The sequence below is a fragment of the Spirulina subsalsa CS-330 genome (genome assembly GCF_028330765.1).
GTDB classification, from domain to species: Bacteria; Cyanobacteriota; Cyanobacteriia; order Cyanobacteriales; family Spirulinaceae; genus Spirulina; species Spirulina subsalsa_A.
The window spans coordinates 19,705-37,241 of the sequence record NZ_JAQMTY010000196.1; the positions used below are offsets into that span (position 1 = coordinate 19,705).

The 17,537-nt window shown below is 51.8% G+C and carries 16 protein-coding genes and 1 pseudogene; 6 read left to right on the forward strand and 11 right to left on the reverse strand.

Features of this window, described 5'->3' with window-relative positions:
• Nucleotides 1-95 precede the first annotated feature (95 nt).
• Together PN477_RS13740 and PN477_RS13745 are read right to left on the reverse strand one after the other, a co-directional pair.
• Complete coding sequence (locus tag PN477_RS13740; protein WP_272122160.1) at nt 96-2,216, reverse strand: cache domain-containing protein; 2,121 nt, start codon at nt 2,214-2,216, stop codon at nt 96-98.
• Nucleotides 2,217-2,818: 602 nt separating this feature from the next.
• A complete protein-coding gene (locus tag PN477_RS13745; RefSeq protein ID WP_272122162.1) occupies nt 2,819-4,441 on the reverse strand; it encodes a DUF2079 domain-containing protein in 1,623 nt (540 codons plus the stop codon).
• A gap of 314 nt (nt 4,442-4,755) precedes the next feature.
• Here PN477_RS13745 and PN477_RS13750 point away from each other — a divergent pair, with 314 nt between their 5' ends.
• Nucleotides 4,756-4,977, forward strand: coding sequence for a ferredoxin-thioredoxin reductase variable chain (locus PN477_RS13750; RefSeq protein ID WP_272122164.1), 222 nt, complete (start codon nt 4,756-4,758; stop codon nt 4,975-4,977).
• Between the two features lie 115 nt (nt 4,978-5,092).
• Here PN477_RS13750 and PN477_RS13755 read toward each other — a convergent pair whose 3' ends face one another.
• Nucleotides 5,093-5,314 carry a hypothetical protein gene (locus PN477_RS13755; protein ID WP_272122166.1) on the reverse strand — a complete coding sequence of 74 codons (222 nt, stop codon included), beginning with the start codon at nt 5,312-5,314 and terminating at the stop codon, nt 5,093-5,095.
• Between the two features lie 159 nt (nt 5,315-5,473).
• On the opposite strand from PN477_RS13755, the gene PN477_RS13760 reads away from it, so the two are divergent.
• A complete protein-coding gene (locus tag PN477_RS13760) occupies nt 5,474-6,064 on the forward strand; it encodes a Uma2 family endonuclease (RefSeq protein ID WP_272122168.1) in 591 nt (196 codons plus the stop codon).
• Between the two features lie 28 nt (nt 6,065-6,092).
• Here PN477_RS13760 and PN477_RS13765 read toward each other — a convergent pair whose 3' ends face one another.
• The 4 genes from PN477_RS13765 to PN477_RS13780 all read right to left on the reverse strand — a co-directional run bounded on the left by PN477_RS13765 (nt 6,093) and on the right by PN477_RS13780 (nt 11,021).
• The gene (locus PN477_RS13765) at nt 6,093-6,782 is read right to left on the reverse strand and encodes a Uma2 family endonuclease (RefSeq protein WP_272147354.1); all 690 of its coding nucleotides are present in this window, start codon (nt 6,780-6,782) and stop codon (nt 6,093-6,095) included.
• A gap of 40 nt (nt 6,783-6,822) precedes the next feature.
• A complete protein-coding gene (locus PN477_RS13770; protein ID WP_272122171.1) occupies nt 6,823-8,409 on the reverse strand; it encodes an RNA-directed DNA polymerase in 1,587 nt (528 codons plus the stop codon).
• Between the two features lie 424 nt (nt 8,410-8,833).
• Nucleotides 8,834-9,472, reverse strand: coding sequence for a Uma2 family endonuclease (locus PN477_RS13775; RefSeq protein WP_272122173.1), 639 nt, complete (start codon nt 9,470-9,472; stop codon nt 8,834-8,836).
• A 181-nt stretch (nt 9,473-9,653) separates the two neighbouring features.
• Complete coding sequence (locus PN477_RS13780) at nt 9,654-11,021, reverse strand: aromatic ring-hydroxylating dioxygenase subunit alpha (RefSeq protein ID WP_272122175.1); 1,368 nt, start codon at nt 11,019-11,021, stop codon at nt 9,654-9,656.
• Nucleotides 11,022-11,162: 141 nt separating this feature from the next.
• Here PN477_RS13780 and cobM point away from each other — a divergent pair, with 141 nt between their 5' ends.
• Nucleotides 11,163-11,954: a precorrin-4 C(11)-methyltransferase gene (gene cobM / locus PN477_RS13785; RefSeq protein WP_272122177.1), complete on the forward strand. Its 792-nt coding sequence runs from the start codon at nt 11,163-11,165 to the stop codon at nt 11,952-11,954.
• On the opposite strand, the gene PN477_RS13790 is transcribed toward cobM, so the two are convergent.
• The 3 genes and pseudogenes from PN477_RS13790 to PN477_RS13800 all read right to left on the reverse strand — a co-directional run.
• Nucleotides 11,951-12,385: a hypothetical protein gene (locus tag PN477_RS13790; protein ID WP_272122179.1), complete on the reverse strand. Its 435-nt coding sequence runs from the start codon at nt 12,383-12,385 to the stop codon at nt 11,951-11,953. The genes cobM and PN477_RS13790 overlap by 4 nt on opposite strands.
• A gap of 30 nt (nt 12,386-12,415) precedes the next feature.
• Nucleotides 12,416-14,086 carry a CTP synthase gene (locus tag PN477_RS13795; protein ID WP_272122181.1) on the reverse strand — a complete coding sequence of 557 codons (1,671 nt, stop codon included), beginning with the start codon at nt 14,084-14,086 and terminating at the stop codon, nt 12,416-12,418.
• 97 nt (nt 14,087-14,183) lie between these two features.
• Nucleotides 14,184-14,291 (reverse strand): annotated as a pseudogene (locus tag PN477_RS13800) (crossover junction endodeoxyribonuclease RuvC); the annotation flags it as partial.
• A 160-nt stretch (nt 14,292-14,451) separates the two neighbouring features.
• Between PN477_RS13800 and PN477_RS13805 the strand changes: the two are divergent.
• Both PN477_RS13805 and PN477_RS13810 read left to right on the forward strand, forming a co-directional pair.
• Nucleotides 14,452-14,838 carry a hypothetical protein gene (locus PN477_RS13805; protein WP_272122183.1) on the forward strand — a complete coding sequence of 129 codons (387 nt, stop codon included), beginning with the start codon at nt 14,452-14,454 and terminating at the stop codon, nt 14,836-14,838.
• Between the two features lie 7 nt (nt 14,839-14,845).
• Complete coding sequence (locus tag PN477_RS13810; protein WP_272122185.1) at nt 14,846-15,181, forward strand: hypothetical protein; 336 nt, start codon at nt 14,846-14,848, stop codon at nt 15,179-15,181.
• Between the two features lie 133 nt (nt 15,182-15,314).
• Here the strand turns inward: PN477_RS13810 and ruvC are convergent, their stop codons facing one another.
• On the reverse strand, nt 15,315-15,818 hold the full coding sequence (gene ruvC / locus PN477_RS13815) for a crossover junction endodeoxyribonuclease RuvC (protein ID WP_272122186.1): 504 nt from the start codon (nt 15,816-15,818) through the stop codon (nt 15,315-15,317).
• Nucleotides 15,819-15,992: 174 nt separating this feature from the next.
• Between ruvC and PN477_RS13820 the strand changes: the two genes are divergently transcribed.
• On the forward strand, nt 15,993-17,417 hold the full coding sequence (locus tag PN477_RS13820) for a gluconeogenesis factor YvcK family protein (protein WP_272122188.1): 1,425 nt from the start codon (nt 15,993-15,995) through the stop codon (nt 17,415-17,417).
• Nucleotides 17,418-17,537: the final 120 nt, after the last annotated feature.

Consider the following 17,537-nt stretch of genomic DNA (forward strand, 5'->3'; position numbering starts at 1 on the left):
TAGCACTAAGTTGAAGAGATTAGGACAAGGGTATGTCTCGGAACAAGGGGCTTAAGCCCCTTGCCTGTCCTAACGATCTCGACCACTGCTATAAATCAAAGATTATAACGGGGGATTCTTGTTTCACTGGGTTCGTCTCGTCTCATGTCGTCTCTGTCATCGTACCCCGTGGTCAATCCAGGGGCAGCAGCGCGATCGGTATCATCCCCATGGATCACCACCGGGACGGTAAGTTCAAAGTGAAATTGGTGGCTCTGGCCGGCGGTATGGGTGATCTGGAGTTGGCTGTCCATCAAGATCAGCAGTTGACGGCTGATGATGAGACCGAGATCATTGGCGAGGGGGTCAGGGAGGCGATCGCTGATCGGCTCCGCCGGGAAAGCCAGGGTTTGGCTGGGCTGCGGTTCCAGTTCAATCCCCCGATCATCCAGGTGAAACCGGAGGGTAATCTGAGGGGTGGAATCTTGGGACTGTTCTCCTCGGTGTTGCCAGTCTCGGCCATCCAACCCCAGCACCTCCGTCACCGCAAAATAGACAGTGCCACGGGTAATCACCTTCACCGCACTGCTCACCACATTAACCAATACTTGCTGGAGTCGCCGCTCATCCACAGAAATGGCCATGGGCAAGGTGGTGGGCCAATAGGACACAAACTCTAACCCCTTTTGAGCCGTGTGTATCTGCAAGAGGGCGGATAGTTCGCTTAAAAAAGAGGCTAGGTTGGTGGCGCGGGGTTCTAAGTCGAGTTGATGGGCGGTAATCTGAGCGAGATCCAGGGTGTTATTAATTAAGCCCAGGAGGTTAATGCCACAGTTGTGAATGGTTTGGAGGGTGTGTTGCTGTTGGGGCGAGAGGGTGGCATCCTGTTGCAAGGTTTGGGTATGGCCGAGGATAGCGTTGAGGGGGGTGCAAAAGTCATGGGTCATGCTGGCGAAAAATTCGCTTTTGGCCTGGCTGGCCTGTTCGGCGATTTCTTTGGCGGCGGCGAGTTCGGCGGTGCGCTCCGCCACCCGTTTTTCTAAGTTGAGGAACGAAATGCGCAATTGTTTCGCCATTTGGTTAAAGCTGGCGGCGAGGGTGCGGACTTCGCGGGTGGGGTAGTGGGATGAAACGGTGGGGGTGAAGTCGCCGCTGGCGAGGCGTTGGGCGGCGAGGTTGAGGTGGGCGATGGGGGCGGCAATGGTGCGAGCGGTGAGAATGCCGAGGAGGGCAGCGATCGCTAATGCGATCCCACAAAGCACAATAGTATTACGGGTATTGGCATTGATTTGAGCCATAAAATCCGCTTCCGGCATCACCACCACAATCAGCCAATCAAGACTATCCCCCACGGCAATCGGCACAACCTGGACAAACTGCCGCTCGCCCGCCAAGTCATAGGTAAAGCGCCGCGGCACGTTGAGGGTCAAGGAACCACCCACCTGGCTGATTAATTCATTGGTGGTCTTTTGAATACTGGCCTGGCTGCTGTGACGCGCTACCAGTCGTTGCGCTTCATCCTCTGGCGTTGGGGCCTCAATTAACGGTTTTTCCTCCGTTGATGAGCCGATCAAGAATCCAGACGATTGCTCCAGGATGAAGGTAGTGCCATGGGATGAACCGGGCACAGAGCGCAGAAAATCACTAATGCCCTTGAGCATATAGTCCACTCCTAGCACCCCTAAGGGGCGACCCGCATCATCAAAAATGGGATAGGTGGCTGAGAGTCCGAGCTTGCCATCAACGAAGAGATAAACCTCCTGCCAATCCGGTTGACGACGGGCGATCGCATCTCGATACCAATCCCGCTGCCGGGGATCATAATTCGGCTCACTCTTGAGAAATTCTGTCCGTTGCCCTTGACTATTCGTTTTCCAAATTTGAAAACTTCCCGGTTGAAAATTTGCGGTCATTTCTAAGGTCAAGCCGTCTTGTTCTCGCCCTGCCCCCACATATCCCCCTTGCTCACTGCCGAAATAGATATATTGCACCGATTCATAAACCCTGATTTGTTGCCAAAAACGGCGGGCGAGTGCTTGAGGATTATCGGCTGTTAAGACATCTAATCGAAACGATTCGGCATTAAAGGCATTAATTTCAACGGGCTTTTCTAAATAGTTTTCAAGGTGTTGTTGGATGCGATCGCTCACTTCACCCTGAAGTTGTTCCGCTAGCTCATTGACTGCTTTTTCACCATTTCTTAAGGAAAACCATCCCGTTAAACCAACAGCGACCAAAATCTCGATTAAAAATGGAACAATCAATGAAAATCGGAGAGATAATCCTCGTGAGGGTAGTAGCTGGGGCATGGTTTTAATCGTTAAATATCCGCAATTTAGGCATCAATCTATCCCTCATCCTGAATGATTCAATTCAGTTGCACTGAAAACGTCTGCTGTTGGGGCTATTTTAGGATTATATTGTAGTGATTTTAGGACTATTGTGCGGTATGTTCGGGGTGAACAGAATCAACCTAACGTGAAGAATGGAACGATCCGCAAAAATAATTGCAGTTTACGGATAATGCTGATCCATAACGTGCCAATGTTGACCTAGTGTCGTGGCACGTCTTAAGTTATGCAATGACTGCGATCGCTGAAATATCCGTGCTTGGTGCGTTACGCTGCGCTAACAGCACCCTACTTAATACCTTACTTTAGTCATGTCAATCCACTAGTACAGAGTCCAACGCTCAACGTGACGGTGCGTTACGCTGCGCTAACAGCACCCCATAAACAGCCTAATTCTTGGCATTGACGCTGCACTAGCCTGCATTGGCTCCCTCGGATCAGGGCAGCGAGCGAGAAGCTCGCACGACAGAGGAGGACAGATTCGCGCCCTATTCCACTTGCCAACGGGTCTGCAAATCCTCCAGCCAACGTTGACGGAGTTGGGGATCAGAGGTTTGATCCCGTTGCAGCAAGATCACCCCGTCTTGATAACGGGTAATGCCATAATTGGCCTGCATCCGGGCTTCGAGCCAGGGGGCAAACTGACGGAGGCGATCGCGATCGTCCACAAACGCCACCTCATACTGTGCCAACTGGTGCAAGTCCGCCACAATATAATCCACATCCACCACGTCCCCCCGATCATCGTGCAGTTGCCACGCCGGTAAACCCAACATTTCCCGCCGACTCGATAGATGGGGCACAATCGGATTCGTTGCCGAGACACTCGCGGTGGGGGGAATGTCGCCTAAGACGGCGTTGATCTGGGCAGCATGGGGCCATTGCGTCCAGGGCTGGACGGAAACCCAAGGCTGGACGGAATCCGGAATCAGCCAGGACAGGGCGCGGTGGGGGTTCGCGGTGATCGTGAACAGGATCGACAGCCCAATACAGGCGATCCAGGCTTGGCGAAACCATTGTTTTTTCGCAGCGTGGGGATGGGCTGACCACCAGAGGATCGCGCCGTAAAATAACCCCGGCACGACATTGAGGGCAAACCGCATACTTAAGGACAAGGCCCAGGGATCATCGCGCAAGAACAAGATCAACAGGGGGCAACCGATCAGCAGCCAGGCCGACGGGGAAATCAGGGGAATGAGGGCGAGGGGGAGGGCTTGGTCAATCAGGTAGTTGAGCGTGCCACCGAGGGGGGTAAACATCTGCTGGAGGACGATCCACGGGTTGCTGATCATGCCCCAGAGGACGGCGAGGCTAGAGGTGCTGTCGCCGTCGATGTAGGGGGCGAATTGATCAACGAGAAACCGCTCGCCCACATCGGCGGAAAAGAGGGGCATGATGTAGGTGGTGACGGCGATCGCATAGGCAAAACTCGCCCCACAGGTGATTAATCCTACCCCCACCTGCCGCCGACTCGCGATCAGATACAACCCCACACTAAACAGCAAAATCCCCGCATCTTCGCGCACCGCCAACACCAACACCCCACAGATCCCAAACCAGAGCCAAGCCCGCTTTTCCAGGGCTAAAAATAACCCAAACAGGAACAGGGGCAATTGGCAGAGGTCTTGAAAGTTTCCGAGGGTGGGGCTAGCGACGGCGCGGCTGGCGTAGAAACTGACCATGATCAGGGTGGCGAGGCGGGGGGAGAGGCGTTGCCGCGCCAGTTGATAGAGGACGAGACCGGCGGCGGTGACGATGCCGACGGCGATCAGCAGCAGGGCGGTGGAGTTGCGGGCGATCGCATAGATCGGAACCCAGAGTAACAATGCCGGGGTGAAATGTTGCCCCAAGCGATGGTAGCCCACCTCCGCCACGGGCAACGAGATCGACTCCGTCGCCGACAGCGAACTTTGAAACCAGCGCCCATAACTACTATTCCAAAACACTTGGTTAAAAATGCCTTGGTCAAAGGAGGTGTAGGAGGGCAGATAGCTATGGTGACGATGGAGCACCAAGAACGCCATGATGCCAAAAAAGAGACCCGCTGCGATCGCACTGCCTCGACTAAAAGATTGCACCAAGACGGTTAGCTTTTGAGGCAATTGCACCATAGGAACCAGTGGAAATGATTAAAAAGAGCAGCCAAACCGAGGCCCATCACCGTCCCGACCCTCAACGCCGGGCCAGCCTCACCCCCCAAACGGGCGATGGAGTGATCAACCTTTCCCATTAAATCAAGCCGTGGCCCTCTTGCGGGGTGATCCGCTGAATTCTGACATCCTGTCGTTGGGATTCTGTCTGTGGCCGCTCCTGTGCAAAAATGGGGAACAGACTTCATGCTCAGACTGGAACATTTTTTGCCCCATGATGGGTCAGACGCTCATCCTGCTGGCATTTGCTCAACCCAAGGAGGAAAACACTGTCTATGAACGTTGGCGATCGCATCCGTGTTAAAGAATCAGTGGTGGTCTATCATCACCCTGAACATAAAAAAGAAGCCTTTGATATTAAAGGCCTAGAAGGCGAAATCATCGCCATCATTACCGAATGGCAAGGGAGACCCGTCAGCGCCAACTTTCCCATCCTCGTCAAATTTGAAAAGAAATTTCGCGCCCATCTCCGCGAAGATGAAGTGGAAGCCCTCTAAGTCATGATTCACCGTTTTGTCTCGGCGGTGGCTCCGTTTAACGCTGGCACACTCTCAATCCTAACGGCTGCCCCCTGGTGATGGATGCGCACTGATTGAGAGGGGCGCGATCGCCTCACCGTCGCCCCCGCACAAACCAACCAAACAGATTCCAATCCCCCCGCATCCGCTCCAACTCCTGCCGATGTTGCGCCGCCGCCGCCCGATACCAACGGCAATAGTCCTGAAAATCATCACGATAGGCCACCTCATGGCGAAATTCCTGCGCCAATTGATGGGGCGCAAAAAACTCAGCAGGCGGCGGGGCCGGCACAATGAAGTGAAACGATTCAGCCATGGGCTACATAGTCTTGGATTGCAACCCCTCTAGCTTAGCCAGAATCGTCACCGTGGGAGACAAAAACTCGCCGCCCCATGCGCGTGCCGCGCTGCTATTCAGATCGCCAACAAACACAAACCCTATAATAAATTTAGGCTTTCTGAACCCCACATTCCTATGACAGCAGCGCCTCTTGCGCCCACGGATCTACGATTGATCAGCACTGCGGACTATCATCAGATGGCAGCGGTGGGAATTTTAGCCGAGGATGAACAGGTTGAGCTAATCACGGGACAAATCATTCAAAAAATGCCCAAAGGCCCCGCCCACAGTGCATTGTGCAAAATTCTGGAAAAATTACTAGAGCAGCACTTGGGCGAACAAGGACTCGTGCGCGTCCAAGATCCCCTCACCCTAGATCGTTATTCGGAACCAGAACCGGATCTTGCAGTGGTCAAACCCCGCCCTGATTTCTATGCTCAGCAACACCCCCAACCAGAGGATGTTTACTTGATCGTTGAAGTAGCAGATTCAACCTTAGACCGGGACTTGACGGTCAAGGCAAATCTCTACGCAGCGGCAGGAATTACCGACTATTGGGTACTGAATGTATCTGTCCAACAATTACACATTTTCCGCAACCCCCAAGCCGATGGTTATCAACAGCAATTAATTCTCAAAGGCCAAGAAACCGTTGAGGTTTTGGCCTTTCCCGATCAGGGACGGGTCTCAGTGCAGTCCTGTTTTGGTTCGGTTTTTCGCCGCTAGTGTTTTGCCAGGATGAGCGCGATCGCATTCAGGATGATGATTCGGGCGCGTTGTCTGTTGGTTGTGTTCTCACCCACTGCCGTAAGGCCCGCACCATAGCATTGTCATCCTGTGCTCGCTCGGCAAGCTCAAGCCATTGTTGAATAATTTCCGTTGTCACGAGGGGGAATGTCGGTGAGCGATCGCAGTTTTGATATTCAGATCGTCCATCGACCGTAACAAGCTGATAAAACTGCATCGTCTTTTCGGTCGCTCGCCACACTTCCCCAACGCCCAGATCTTGATAGATTTGCAATCGACGACTCGAAGAACTGTGAATATCAACTTCAATAATTAGGTCAGGCGGTGGAGCGATCGCTAAATCGATTGTCTTGCCTCTAACTTTGGCAGCATTTTGGATATAAAACCCAGCATCAGGCTCTGCGCCTTTTTGTAGATCTTCTCGATCAAGCGTGACTGACCCCACACCTCGAATAGGGAGTTCAAATTCTTCAGTAAGGGCGGCAACAATCCGCTCAAGTAGATGTTTGAGAATTTCGTGAATATCGGAGGGCATAATGATTTCTAAGCTGCCGCGATCGTAGGCAAGACGAGTGGATCGCCCACTCCCTAAGTCGGCTAATAATGCTTGATAGGTTGACCAACTCACATTAGGCAGCACGATTCGCTGGGTGGTTTGTTCAAGGAGATTTTTTGTGAGAGTGTGCGATCGTGTCATCGACAATTGGCTGGGTTATTATGCGTACAAATCACAGATATCAATAGTTAACAGAAGATTGATGGTTTGGTATATCTTGAGTGGTGTTTAAATCAATGAATTCAACATTTGCGTCTCTTAAATTTTTGATATATTGAGGTGCATCATTCAAATCTCCACTATGGGGAGCATTGAGCCATCCCTTAGCTACTGCTTCATAAATAAGCAACCAATGTTCTTTCGTAGATGAGTTATTATGAACAATACTTTGCCATACAGTCTTATCAAGAGATTCAGAAAACACATTATGTTGTTCACAAAACATAGCTGTGAGAGCAACAATATTGTCTTCCATTTTTGCTATAGCTTGAGATGATGCAGATGAAAGAGTGACTCCAAATACTACTGTAGCCCATATACACCATGCAACTTCACTACCATGACCTAGGGGAGAATGCCTTTGTATAAGTAAGTTTAAAGCTCTGGACAAAGATATTGTATCTGTATTATTTGCATTTTCATTATGAAGTAAATATAGTTGACGCAAAGTGAATTGCAAGGTTCCTGGATCTGCAACAGATACTTGTAATAAAAGATGTTGAAATAGTTGATCTGAGTACTGATGAACTTCAAGCCCATCAAGCCTACTTACTGCATATTTTAAAACTGGCTCTCCTGGATGGATACGGGCCAATTCAAAAGCTCTAGTGAAATAACGTGTTAATCGAGAGTTAGTGTCTAGCGAAAAATTTTCTAGCTCATCTATCCATGGCGTATCAAGTGCTTGTGGTAACTCATAAATAGATGTTTTTTGTGCATTAAGATTTAGCTCAAACTGAGAGAGTACTTCCTGAAGATGAGCAAGTACTTCTTCCGCTTGAGGTTGTGATGCACAAACAAACTCAAAATCATCAATAAAGCGAAATCCGAGGATATCAGCCGCAAGCGGCTCTAGTTTTTCATTGAGTAATTTATCTACTGCACATAATATAGTCTCTGCTAATACAAAGGAAGTATCTGGGCCAATCGGTAATCCAATTGTTTGGCGATCTTGCATATTTCGTGACCATGTATCTGCAATATTTCCCCATAAAGTATTGCCATAATTTGCCTTGGCCACCGCTTTTCCATGAATTGCCCATGGAATACTATGTGTATAAATTGAAGGATAGAAAGAGGCTATATCAGTCCGAAAAATATAACGCCCTGCGGCTCGAACTCTAGCTCTCTCCAGAGGTAGATCGCGGAGGTTTAAAGTTCCTTGCACTGCTCTCGAAGAACTAGGAATTGGAACCGATAAACTGTATGGTGATGCTGACCATATTTGAGTATGCATCTCATTCCAATGCTGACTCAAAACCGTAGATAGCTGATGAAATTGATATGGATTAGGAATACTTAACTGTCTTCGTGTTGAGGCAAATTTTGAGTGTGAATAGCGAACTAATGAAGCATGATCATTAGTGTTGAAACTCGATAGCTCCCATGTAGCAGCGATGTTAGCAAAATTTGAAGTCGAAAAAAGTGGTGGAAGCTCTTTTAGAAAATAGCCTTTTCTTAAAAAGTCATCAACTGTTACTATTGTTACCATTTTACATACAAGTAGACTAAATGATTTATATTGATGTTTGCCACCATTGTAAGGCAAGCATTGCCCGCAACATTAGAATTTCAGCAATGCTCCGACTTTCATTGTTCAATGTACATCACCACGCTACCCCAGATTATCCGGTGAATTTGGGTAAAGCCCTTGACTGGCTAGAGCTTGACACAACTGAAGCTATCTAGCCTTGTTTATTTGTAGCAAAAATAAGGCTGGTTTGTCCTGTTGTGTAGGCACGGATTTTCAGAAAGCCTATCAGGGTATCCAGTTGTTCGTAGAGATCTAGCTCTGCGGTTTCAGCGGGAGTCAGGGCCGTTTGGCGATTTTTTTGGAGTAAGTTTTGGAGATGACCTTGAGCCGTTGCAGAAACTTTAAAACTGAGAATTTGCTCTGAGGTTGGTTGATTAATGAGAAAATCGAGAATTTCTTGATACCTGTTGACAGAATCTTGATTTAACCCGCTCTGTATCTAATTTTTGTGTTCGGGTAAAACGTCACTCAAAGCGATCGCACCCCATTTTTGCCCCGCAATCACCACAGGAACTACACCGGTTTCGTCTATCGTTGCAGACTGTTGATAGTCCGATCGCCCCTCTTGCGTGATGGGGTTGGTGTAAATCGTTAAGCTCCGCTCCGGTAAATTGATCAGCCAATAACAGGGGATTTGAGCCTCGGCATAGAGTTGTTTTTTGAGGGTACGAGGGAGCACTGCTCGGCTGTCGCCAACGCGCTCTAATGTTGTATCTGCAATCTCAACGACTAAACCCAAATCGGTTCCGCTCGGATGGCGATCGCTATAGTCGCGAGGGTTGCCCTGAACAATCATCAGATCCGGTTCCGGTTCACTAGTCGCGAGAGTGATCGGTTCTTGGCTATCGGTGTACCAACCCTCGGTTGTGAGGGCTTCAAGGCAAGTGCGGAGGAGTTTCGTCACGAGCCGATGCGGTGGTTTTTTGGGCATTTTTAGAGTGAGCAGGCCATCAAGCAATTCCACGCGATCATCAGCCGTGAGAATCCCAGACGCGATCATTTGGTGGTACTGCCCGACGCTTAATCGCCAAATGGGTTCGGTCGGGATGGTTGAGAGTTGGGTTTGGCGGGCGAACATGGTTGGCTTAGATATCCTGCATCGATTTTAACGGAGGGGATTGACCCAGCGGGAGACCGGCACGGGAAGAACAGCGGGTATTTAAAAACGACCGTACCGGAAAAAGCCTCACCCAACCCTCTCCCGCCGGGCGAGGGCTTCCGGCTCCCTGCTCCTGGGGGAGAAGGGCTGGGGATGAGGGTTAACGAGTGTTGCGGCTGGGGGGATATTCGCCTTGGGTGAAGCGATCGCACAGTTGACCCAATTTCCACCAGGCCGCCGCCGTCAGGAGGGTTAACCCCGCGATCGCACCCATGATCCAGAGGGGAAGAGCAGCGATCGCGGCCAGGGGGAGCGCGATCCAAAGGAGGAGGAGGGCGATCGCGCAGGCTTGGCGAATACGTTTGAACCGCTGCAACGCCGTCCGGCAACTGTTGCACTGTTCCGTGTGGGAATGGTAGCGCTCTAACAGGATTTCATGGCGCAACTCCGGCGGCGAAAACGTTGTATCCGGGAAGGGTTCGCCGTGGTTTTCCACCCAGCGACGATAGGCCGAAACAAAGCGGTCTGATCCCGTTGGGAGATAACAGGTTTGGGCGTAGTTGGTTTGGGACTTTTCCAGTTCGCGTTCTTGAAGATGGAGGAAAATTTGGTCATCTTCGAGAATGCCCATCTGATTCAAATGGGAAAACCAGCGGGGCGTAAATTTAAACACAAAACGCGGCACGGCGGACTTAAACCGAAACGGCAACCGCACCAACGTCCGGCATTGTCCCTTCGCGATCGGCGTGGCGTACACCACCGTCATCACCTGACCAAAGGGGCTGTCTTCAATGTCATGCCACATCAAACCCGGCGCGATGAAGGTGGTTTTTTGGGAGCCTAATTGACCTCGGCGCGGGCCTTCGGGCCACGCTCCCGTAAACCCGGATTTTTCTACGGCGCTGACTTCAAGGTCAAACTCTTTGGCGTTGGCGCGATTGCCGACGCGGGGGTGATGGGTAAAGGACACATGGCTGGTGTCGAGGACGTTTTCTAACAGCGTTGTCGCGTCGTAGGGGAGGTCGCGGGCAATGTCCACCATCACCCATTCTGATTCATTGTGGTCGAGGGGGGGAACGCGGGGGATGGGCTGAGTCGGGGCGTTTTCCGGTTGACCGGCGTAGACGAAGAGCATTCCTTGGACGACTTCGCTGGGGTAGTGGCGCACGGCAGCGCGGGGGTTTTGGTGGGCGGTTCCGGTTTCGGGTTGGAAGGGGATGCGATCGCACGCTCCCGTCTCGGTAAACGCCCAACCGTGATAGGGACATTCCAAACAGCCATCTTCGGTGATCCGACCTTCTGACAAGGCCGCGAGGCGATGGGAACAGCGATCGCTCAACACCACCCACTGCCCCGTTTTTTCCTGCCACCAAATCACCAAAGGCTGCTCCAAGAGCACAAACCGCGTCGGCTGCGATCGGTCTAAATCCCCGACGAACTGTACCGGATACCAGGCCTCAGCCCAGTCAAAGCGATCAGGAGTTATCGATTCAGGAGAAGAAGCCGGGGATAATGCGTCTGACACCATGGTATGTTTGCAAAACTCTGAATAAAGACTGCGAGGCTTGACTATTTCTGATAGTCACCCCCTCACCTTAACAAATCTTAACTAAACCCTTCCCACTCCCCACTTCGATATACTCAACAGGGTAATTTTCATCTTGTGCCCATGTCCTCTGATTCTCTCCAGGCTGCTGTTTATATCGTGGGAGCCGGGCCCGGTGATCCAGAACTGTTAACCGTCAAAGCCCAGCGGATTCTCGCTCAGGCGGATGTGATTCTTTATGCCAATTCCCTCGTGCCGATGCAGATTTTAGAGGGGACGCGCCCCGATGCAGAGTTAATCGCCACGGGCCATACGACCTTAGAAGAAGTTGTGCCGTTAATGTGCGATCGCGTCCGGGCGGGTCAATCGGTGGTGCGGCTCCATTCTGGGGATCTCACCCTCTACAGTGCGATCCATGAACAGATGCACCGCCTGGCAGAGGAGGGGATTCCCTTTGAACTCGTGCCGGGGATTAGTGCATTTCAAGCCGCAGCGGCCAAATTAAGCGCAGAATTGACCGTGCCGGAATTGGTGCAGACGATTATTTTGACGCGGGTCAGTGGTCAAGCCTCCCCCGTGCCCGCAGCGGAGGAACTGCGATCGCTCGCCGCCCATCGGGCCAGCCTCTGCCTCTACCTCGCCGCCCGCCACATCGACAATGCCCAAGCCGAACTCCTCGAACATTACCCCGCCGATACCCCCGTCGCCATCTGTTATCGCGTCGGCTGGCCCGATGAAAAAATTGTTGTTGTGCCCCTGAGCGAGATGGCTGCAACATCTCACGAACAAAACCTGATCCGCACGACGATGTATTTAATCAGTCCGGCCTTAGGGGCGGGAGTGGCGCGATCGCAACTCTATCACCCCGACCATAGCCACCTCTTCCGACCCCGCCCAGCAGATGCCAAGCGTTAAGCCTCGCCCCCACCCTCTAACCGTTCCCCGGTCTGCTGCTCGATGAATTGGCAGAGGGTGGTATAGCTGTCGGGGTTGCTCTGTTGGGTGAGGACGATCGGCAACCCCGCATCGGGGAGCCAAAAGGTAATTTTTTGGCCGGGGCCGTAGCAAAAACTGCTAATTTTCGCCAGGTTGATGATGTAAACACTGCGCTCGTAATCGAGCTTAAACCAGGGGGTCATACTGTTTCGTGTCGGTAAAGCGGTGGCATAGGTAAGAATGCGATCGTAGGTGCCTAAGTTGCCCCCACGGGTCAAGACCATCGGCATCCGACTCTCTGGCAACCACAGGGTTAGCCGCCCATTTTTGGAGCAAACAAACGCTGTTACTTGCTCCAAATCGATCAGATACCGTTGCCGAGCTTCCGGAATGTTGACCCAATGCGTCACGGCGATCGCACTCCCCCTGAGTGAGACAATTTAATTAGAAAGTTCGACGGGATGGGGTTCCGTCGGATTCAAAGACCCATAACTCGCTGGCTCCGTTCCCTGACCCGCCCGCTCTAACGCAGCCTGGATCACCCCTTGGAACAGAGGATGAGGACGGCTCGGACGCGAGCTAAATTCGGGGTGAAACTGAGTTGCCACGAAAAACGGATGATGGGTATATTCAATCATCTCCACCAACCGACTATCCGGAGACGTGCCACTAATCCGATAGCCCGTCTCTAAGAATAGATTGCGATAGGCATTGTTGAACTCGTAGCGATGGCGATGGCGCTCGTAGATCACCTCTTGACCATAGAGGTGAGCGGCAAGGGTATCGGGCGCAATCCGACAGGGATACAGCCCTAAACGCATCGTGCCACCCAGATCGACCACATCTTGCTGCTCCGGCAGGAGGTTGATCACCGGGTTGGGGGTTTTTTCATCAAACTCGGCACTGTTGGCCGCATCCAGGTGGGCCAAGTTGCGACCCCAATCGATGATCGCGCATTGCATCCCCAGACAAAGACCAAGGAACGGCAATTGATGTTCACGGGCGTATTGAATCGCCATCACCTTGCCATCCACCCCCCGAATCCCAAAGCCACCGGGGACAATCAGGGCATGAACATCCTGGAGATAGTGGGCCGCGCCCTTGGTTTCGATATCTTCGGCACTAATCCAGCGCAGTTTGATTTCGCTTTCGGCGGCGATCGCTGCATGACCCAACGCCTCCACCACCGAAAGATACGCATCGCTGAGTTTGACATATTTCCCCACCAAAGCGATTTCGAGGTGATGGCGCGGGGCCTTCATTCGCTCCACCAACGTGCGCCAGTTCTGAAGATTCGGCTCCCGTTGTTCCATGCGCAACAGATCCAGACTTTGACGGGCGAGGCCCTCGGCTTCAAGAATCAGCGGCACTTCGTAAATGCTGCTCGCATCCGGGGAGGTGATCACCGATTCCACCGGCACATCACAAAATTCCGATAGTTTTTCCTTAATCCCAGCCTCAATCGGTTTCTCGCACCGACAGACGAGAATATCCGGCTGAATCCCGATCGATCGCAACTCTTTGACAGAATGCTGCGTCGGTTTCGTCTTCATTTCCCCCGCTGCATTAATCCAAGGCACGAGGGTGACGTGCATATAGATCACATTGTTGCGCCCCACATCCTTACGAAATTGGCGAATCGCTTCCAGAAACGGCTGTGATTCGATATCCCCCACCGTGCCGCCGATTTCCGTAATCACCACATCAGAATGGGTATTTTTGGCAACGCGCCGAATCCGTTCTTTAATTTCATTGGTGATGTGGGGAATCACCTGCACCGTGCCGCCTTGATAGTCGCCGCGCCGTTCTTTATTCAAGACCGATTGAAAGACCGAGCCTTGGGTGACGCTGTTAAACCGAGACATGGAGGTGTCGGTAAAGCGTTCGTAATGGCCGAGGTCTAAATCGGTTTCGGCTCCGTCTTCGGTGACAAAGACTTCCCCGTGCTGAAACGGACTCATGGTTCCGGGGTCAACGTTAATGTAGGGATCGAGTTTCAGGATGGAAACCGAGTAGTCACGGGACTTGAGCAACCGCCCCAAGCTGGCGGCTACGATGCCTTTGCCAATGCTGGACACAACGCCACCCGTGACGAAGACGAATTTAGACATAAGACCTTTAAATATATCGGGAGATTCACCCGTTCATTGTGCCATACACCGTTAATTGCGGATACGCGGGATGACAACGCGCTCAGACGTTCTGGTAATGGGCGGTGAGGGCTTGCTTGACTTGGGCGGGGGTGAATTCCACCATCGGGCAGTTGCTTTGGGCGATCGCGAGTAGAATGACCCCCTCCCGCGCTTGGGCTAGTTGAAACAGAGTTGGACGGCTCAGATTGCAGTAGAAGTCGTTCCGTCAATCCCCACACCCCAGTGATAAATCAAGTTTTTCAGAGATTCTCTAGAGGAGAAGATTTTATTGCTATGCTGAAAGAGATGTAGCCAGTAGCGATCGCAAATGGATGGTTTGTATTATGGATGTTGTCATTGAGTCAACCAGGAGTTTTGAGCAGGATCTTGACCAGTTGAGCACCGATAAAAAAGCGATCGCAGTCCAAAAGATCAATGACTGTGCAACTCTATTCCCAACTCAAAAAGGTTCCGTTTATCAAAAGCTGCGTCGCCCTCTTCTGATCTCAGGATTGAATGAATATGAATCCTCTCTATATACCTTAAGGATTTCAAAAGATCTAAGAGTGATCTTGGCAGTTGATGAAGATCCTATTTTTGGACAAGCTATTTTTACTCTTTTTCGAGTTGTTAATTGCGATGAGATTAATCAAGCGTATCAAGGGATTGCAGCATCTTTATATCAAGAAATCTTCTCTCATCAGGATCGCGAAATAGCTCGAATCTCGTAGTTTCTTTATGGCACAAACTCTTACACTTTGTGATGAATACGGAATCATCCACCAAGCGCTGAAAATCCTGCCCGATGAGCCATTAAAAATTGCTTTCCTTGAAGCTTTGGCAGAGCTTGAAGATAGCGAATGTCATAGGACACGAAATTTTCCGAAAACGAGACTGCACAAAGTAAAGGGCGTAAAGCAAGCCATCTACCGTGCTGATATCAATAAAGTCTCAGGATGGCGTATTCATGTTCAATACGTTAAGGGGCAAATTCATCTCAAGGATATTATTGAGGGGCAAAAACATGATGATGTTCTGGATGTAATTAAGTCTAAAAAGGCACGTTATGAGTAATTCTTGAGGTTTAATCACACCGTATTCTAGTCAGTCGCGACATCAGAATGCGGGAATGGATTGGGTTGCTTGACGAGGGCGATCGCTATTTAGTGCGCTTAATCGACGGGAAGAAGCAGAACGGCATTTTTTGTTAAAGGTTTTGGTAATGGGCGGTGAGGGCGATCGCGATCGCATCGGCGGCATCGTCGGGTTGGGGGATGGTGTCGAGGTTTAGTTCACGGGTGACGGCGGCTTGTACGTCGGGCTTTTTGGCGTTGCCGTAGCCGGTGAGGGCTTGCTTGACTTGGGCGGGGGTGAATTCCACCATCGGACAGTTGCTTTGGGCGATCGCGAGTAAAATCACCCCCCGCGCTTGGGCGACGGTGATTGTATTGCCCATCCGGTAGAAAAAGAGTTTTTCAATCGCCACAAGATCCGGTTGGCTCTGTTGGATCAGCGTATGGAGATCGTCATACAGGGTGATCAGGCGATCGCCCAATGGCGTTTTCGCCGCAGTTTGAATAATGCCACAGTCCACCAAGCGGGGCAGCGTTGCCCCATCTCCATCGATGTCAATAATGCCAAACCCGACCCGCGCTAGACCCGGATCAATGCCTAAAATGCGGCGGGGTGTAGGGGTGCGATCGCAAATCATGCTGTATTAAAAAATGGCTTCGATGCCGGAACTCTGGCGTGTTTGGCCCGGTTCCCACGCCTGATCAGAGGAACCAACGGGCACGATGCCCAGACGAAACCGGGGGGTTTGGTGCATTTAGGTTATTATTCAAGCGAAATCATTGATTGAGCACTGTTCTTTTTTGTGATCGTTATGTCTATTGGGTTGATTGAGCAAGCCTTGCGCAATATCAAGGTGGATAAGCAGCACTGGGCAACTGTGAGCCAGCGGACACCGAAGCAGGTCAACCTGTGGATGAAATGGCTCGCGCCGGGCTTGTTCATTAAGCGGTGGTTGTTATTGAGTATCACCGGGACATTACTGGCCGTGTTGGGCACGGCGATTTGGGTGGGACTCACGCCAGTGTATCGCTTGATTGGGTTTATTTCGGATCTCTTAGAAGCGATCGCCCGTGTCATGCCCAACTCAATTTCCGGCCCGTTAGCCTTGGCGCTGGGGTTGATTTTCCTCGTTTGGGGACAAACCCGCAGCTTGGGTTCAATTACCGAAGTGTTGCAAGTGGGCGAAGGGGAAGAACTGATCGATCGCCTCTTGGCCCATCGTCGCCTCAACCGGGGGCCGAAAATTGTCGCGATCGGCGGCGGTACGGGCTTATCAACGATCTTGCGGGGCTTAAAAGAATACAGTGCCAACATTACCGCGATCGTCACCGTGGCCGATGATGGCGGTTCCTCCGGACGGCTGCGGCGCGAAATGGGGATTTTGCCCCCTGGGGATATTCGTAACTGTGTGGCGGCATTGGCAGCGGAAGAACAGTTGCTGACGGAGTTGTTTCAATATCGGTTTAATTCGGGGGATGGCTTATCGGGCCATAGTTTTGGGAATTTGTTCCTGACGGCGATGACGGAGATTACGGGTGATCCAGAACGGGCGATCGCGGCCAGTTCCAAAGTCTTAGCCGTGCGCGGTCGCGTCCTCCCCGCCACCCTTAGCGATGTGCGCCTCTGGGCCGAAATGGAAGACGGCCGCCGCATCGAAGGGGAATCCCAAATTCCCCACGCCCAGGGCCGGATCGCCACCATTGGCTGTACCCCCGACAATCCCCCCGCCCTCCCTTCTGCGATTAAGGCCATCAACGAAGCGGACTTTATTATTTTGGGCCCCGGTAGTCTCTACACCAGCGTGATTCCGAATCTCCTCGTGCCGGAAATTCGCGAGGCGATCGCGAAATCCAAAGTCCCCCGCATCTATGCCTGCAACATCATGACCCAACCGGGGGAAACCGATGGCTACACCGTGGCCGACCATATCCGCGCCATCGATCGCGCCTGTGGTCAACGGCTTTTTGATGCGGTGGTGGTGAATCGGCGATCGCCCTCGGCCCATACCCTGATCCGCTACGCCCAGGAAAAAGCACATCCGGTGTTTTGCGATCGTGAAGACATTGGCCGCCTCGGTCGCCGGATCATCGCCGCCAATATCATGGCCGAAGACGAGCACGGCTACGTCCGCCACGATCACCAACGCCTCGCCCGCGTCCTGCTCCGATGGTATGGTAAAACCCACGGCTTCAAAAGCCTCCAAGATGAAGCGATCGTTCATCGAAAATTTGGGTAGAAACCCCGTCCTTCTAGGACGGCTTGATGTTAGTATAATCCTTGGTCAACGACCCACCCGAGACGATGGATCAGACAGCCTACACGAGCGAAGTCCAGTTGTACTGGCGGCGCAGCAAAA

Excerpts from the sequence above, each read along its gene's own strand:
- PN477_RS13755 (WP_272122166.1), bottom strand. The coding sequence starts at position 5,314 with ATGGCTGAATCGTTTCACTTCATTGTGCCGGCCCCGCCGCCTGCTGAG.
- PN477_RS13775 (WP_272122173.1), bottom strand. The coding sequence starts at position 9,472 with ATGTTCGCCCGCCAAACCCAACTCTCAACCATCCCGACCGAACCCATT.
- cobM (WP_272122177.1), top strand. The coding sequence starts at position 11,163 with ATGTCCTCTGATTCTCTCCAGGCTGCTGTTTATATCGTGGGAGCCGGG.
- PN477_RS13810 (WP_272122185.1), top strand. The coding sequence starts at position 14,846 with ATGGCACAAACTCTTACACTTTGTGATGAATACGGAATCATCCACCAA.
- PN477_RS13760 (WP_272122168.1), top strand. The coding sequence starts at position 5,474 with ATGACAGCAGCGCCTCTTGCGCCCACGGATCTACGATTGATCAGCACT.
- PN477_RS13780 (WP_272122175.1), bottom strand. The coding sequence starts at position 11,021 with ATGGTGTCAGACGCATTATCCCCGGCTTCTTCTCCTGAATCGATAACT.
- PN477_RS13805 (WP_272122183.1), top strand. The coding sequence starts at position 14,452 with ATGGATGTTGTCATTGAGTCAACCAGGAGTTTTGAGCAGGATCTTGAC.
- PN477_RS13820 (WP_272122188.1), top strand. The coding sequence starts at position 15,993 with ATGTCTATTGGGTTGATTGAGCAAGCCTTGCGCAATATCAAGGTGGAT.
- PN477_RS13745 (WP_272122162.1), bottom strand. The coding sequence starts at position 4,441 with ATGGTGCAATTGCCTCAAAAGCTAACCGTCTTGGTGCAATCTTTTAGT.
- PN477_RS13750 (WP_272122164.1), top strand. The coding sequence starts at position 4,756 with ATGAACGTTGGCGATCGCATCCGTGTTAAAGAATCAGTGGTGGTCTAT.
- PN477_RS13795 (WP_272122181.1), bottom strand. The coding sequence starts at position 14,086 with ATGTCTAAATTCGTCTTCGTCACGGGTGGCGTTGTGTCCAGCATTGGC.
- ruvC (WP_272122186.1), bottom strand. The coding sequence starts at position 15,818 with ATGATTTGCGATCGCACCCCTACACCCCGCCGCATTTTAGGCATTGAT.
- PN477_RS13765 (WP_272147354.1), bottom strand. The coding sequence starts at position 6,782 with ATGACACGATCGCACACTCTCACAAAAAATCTCCTTGAACAAACCACC.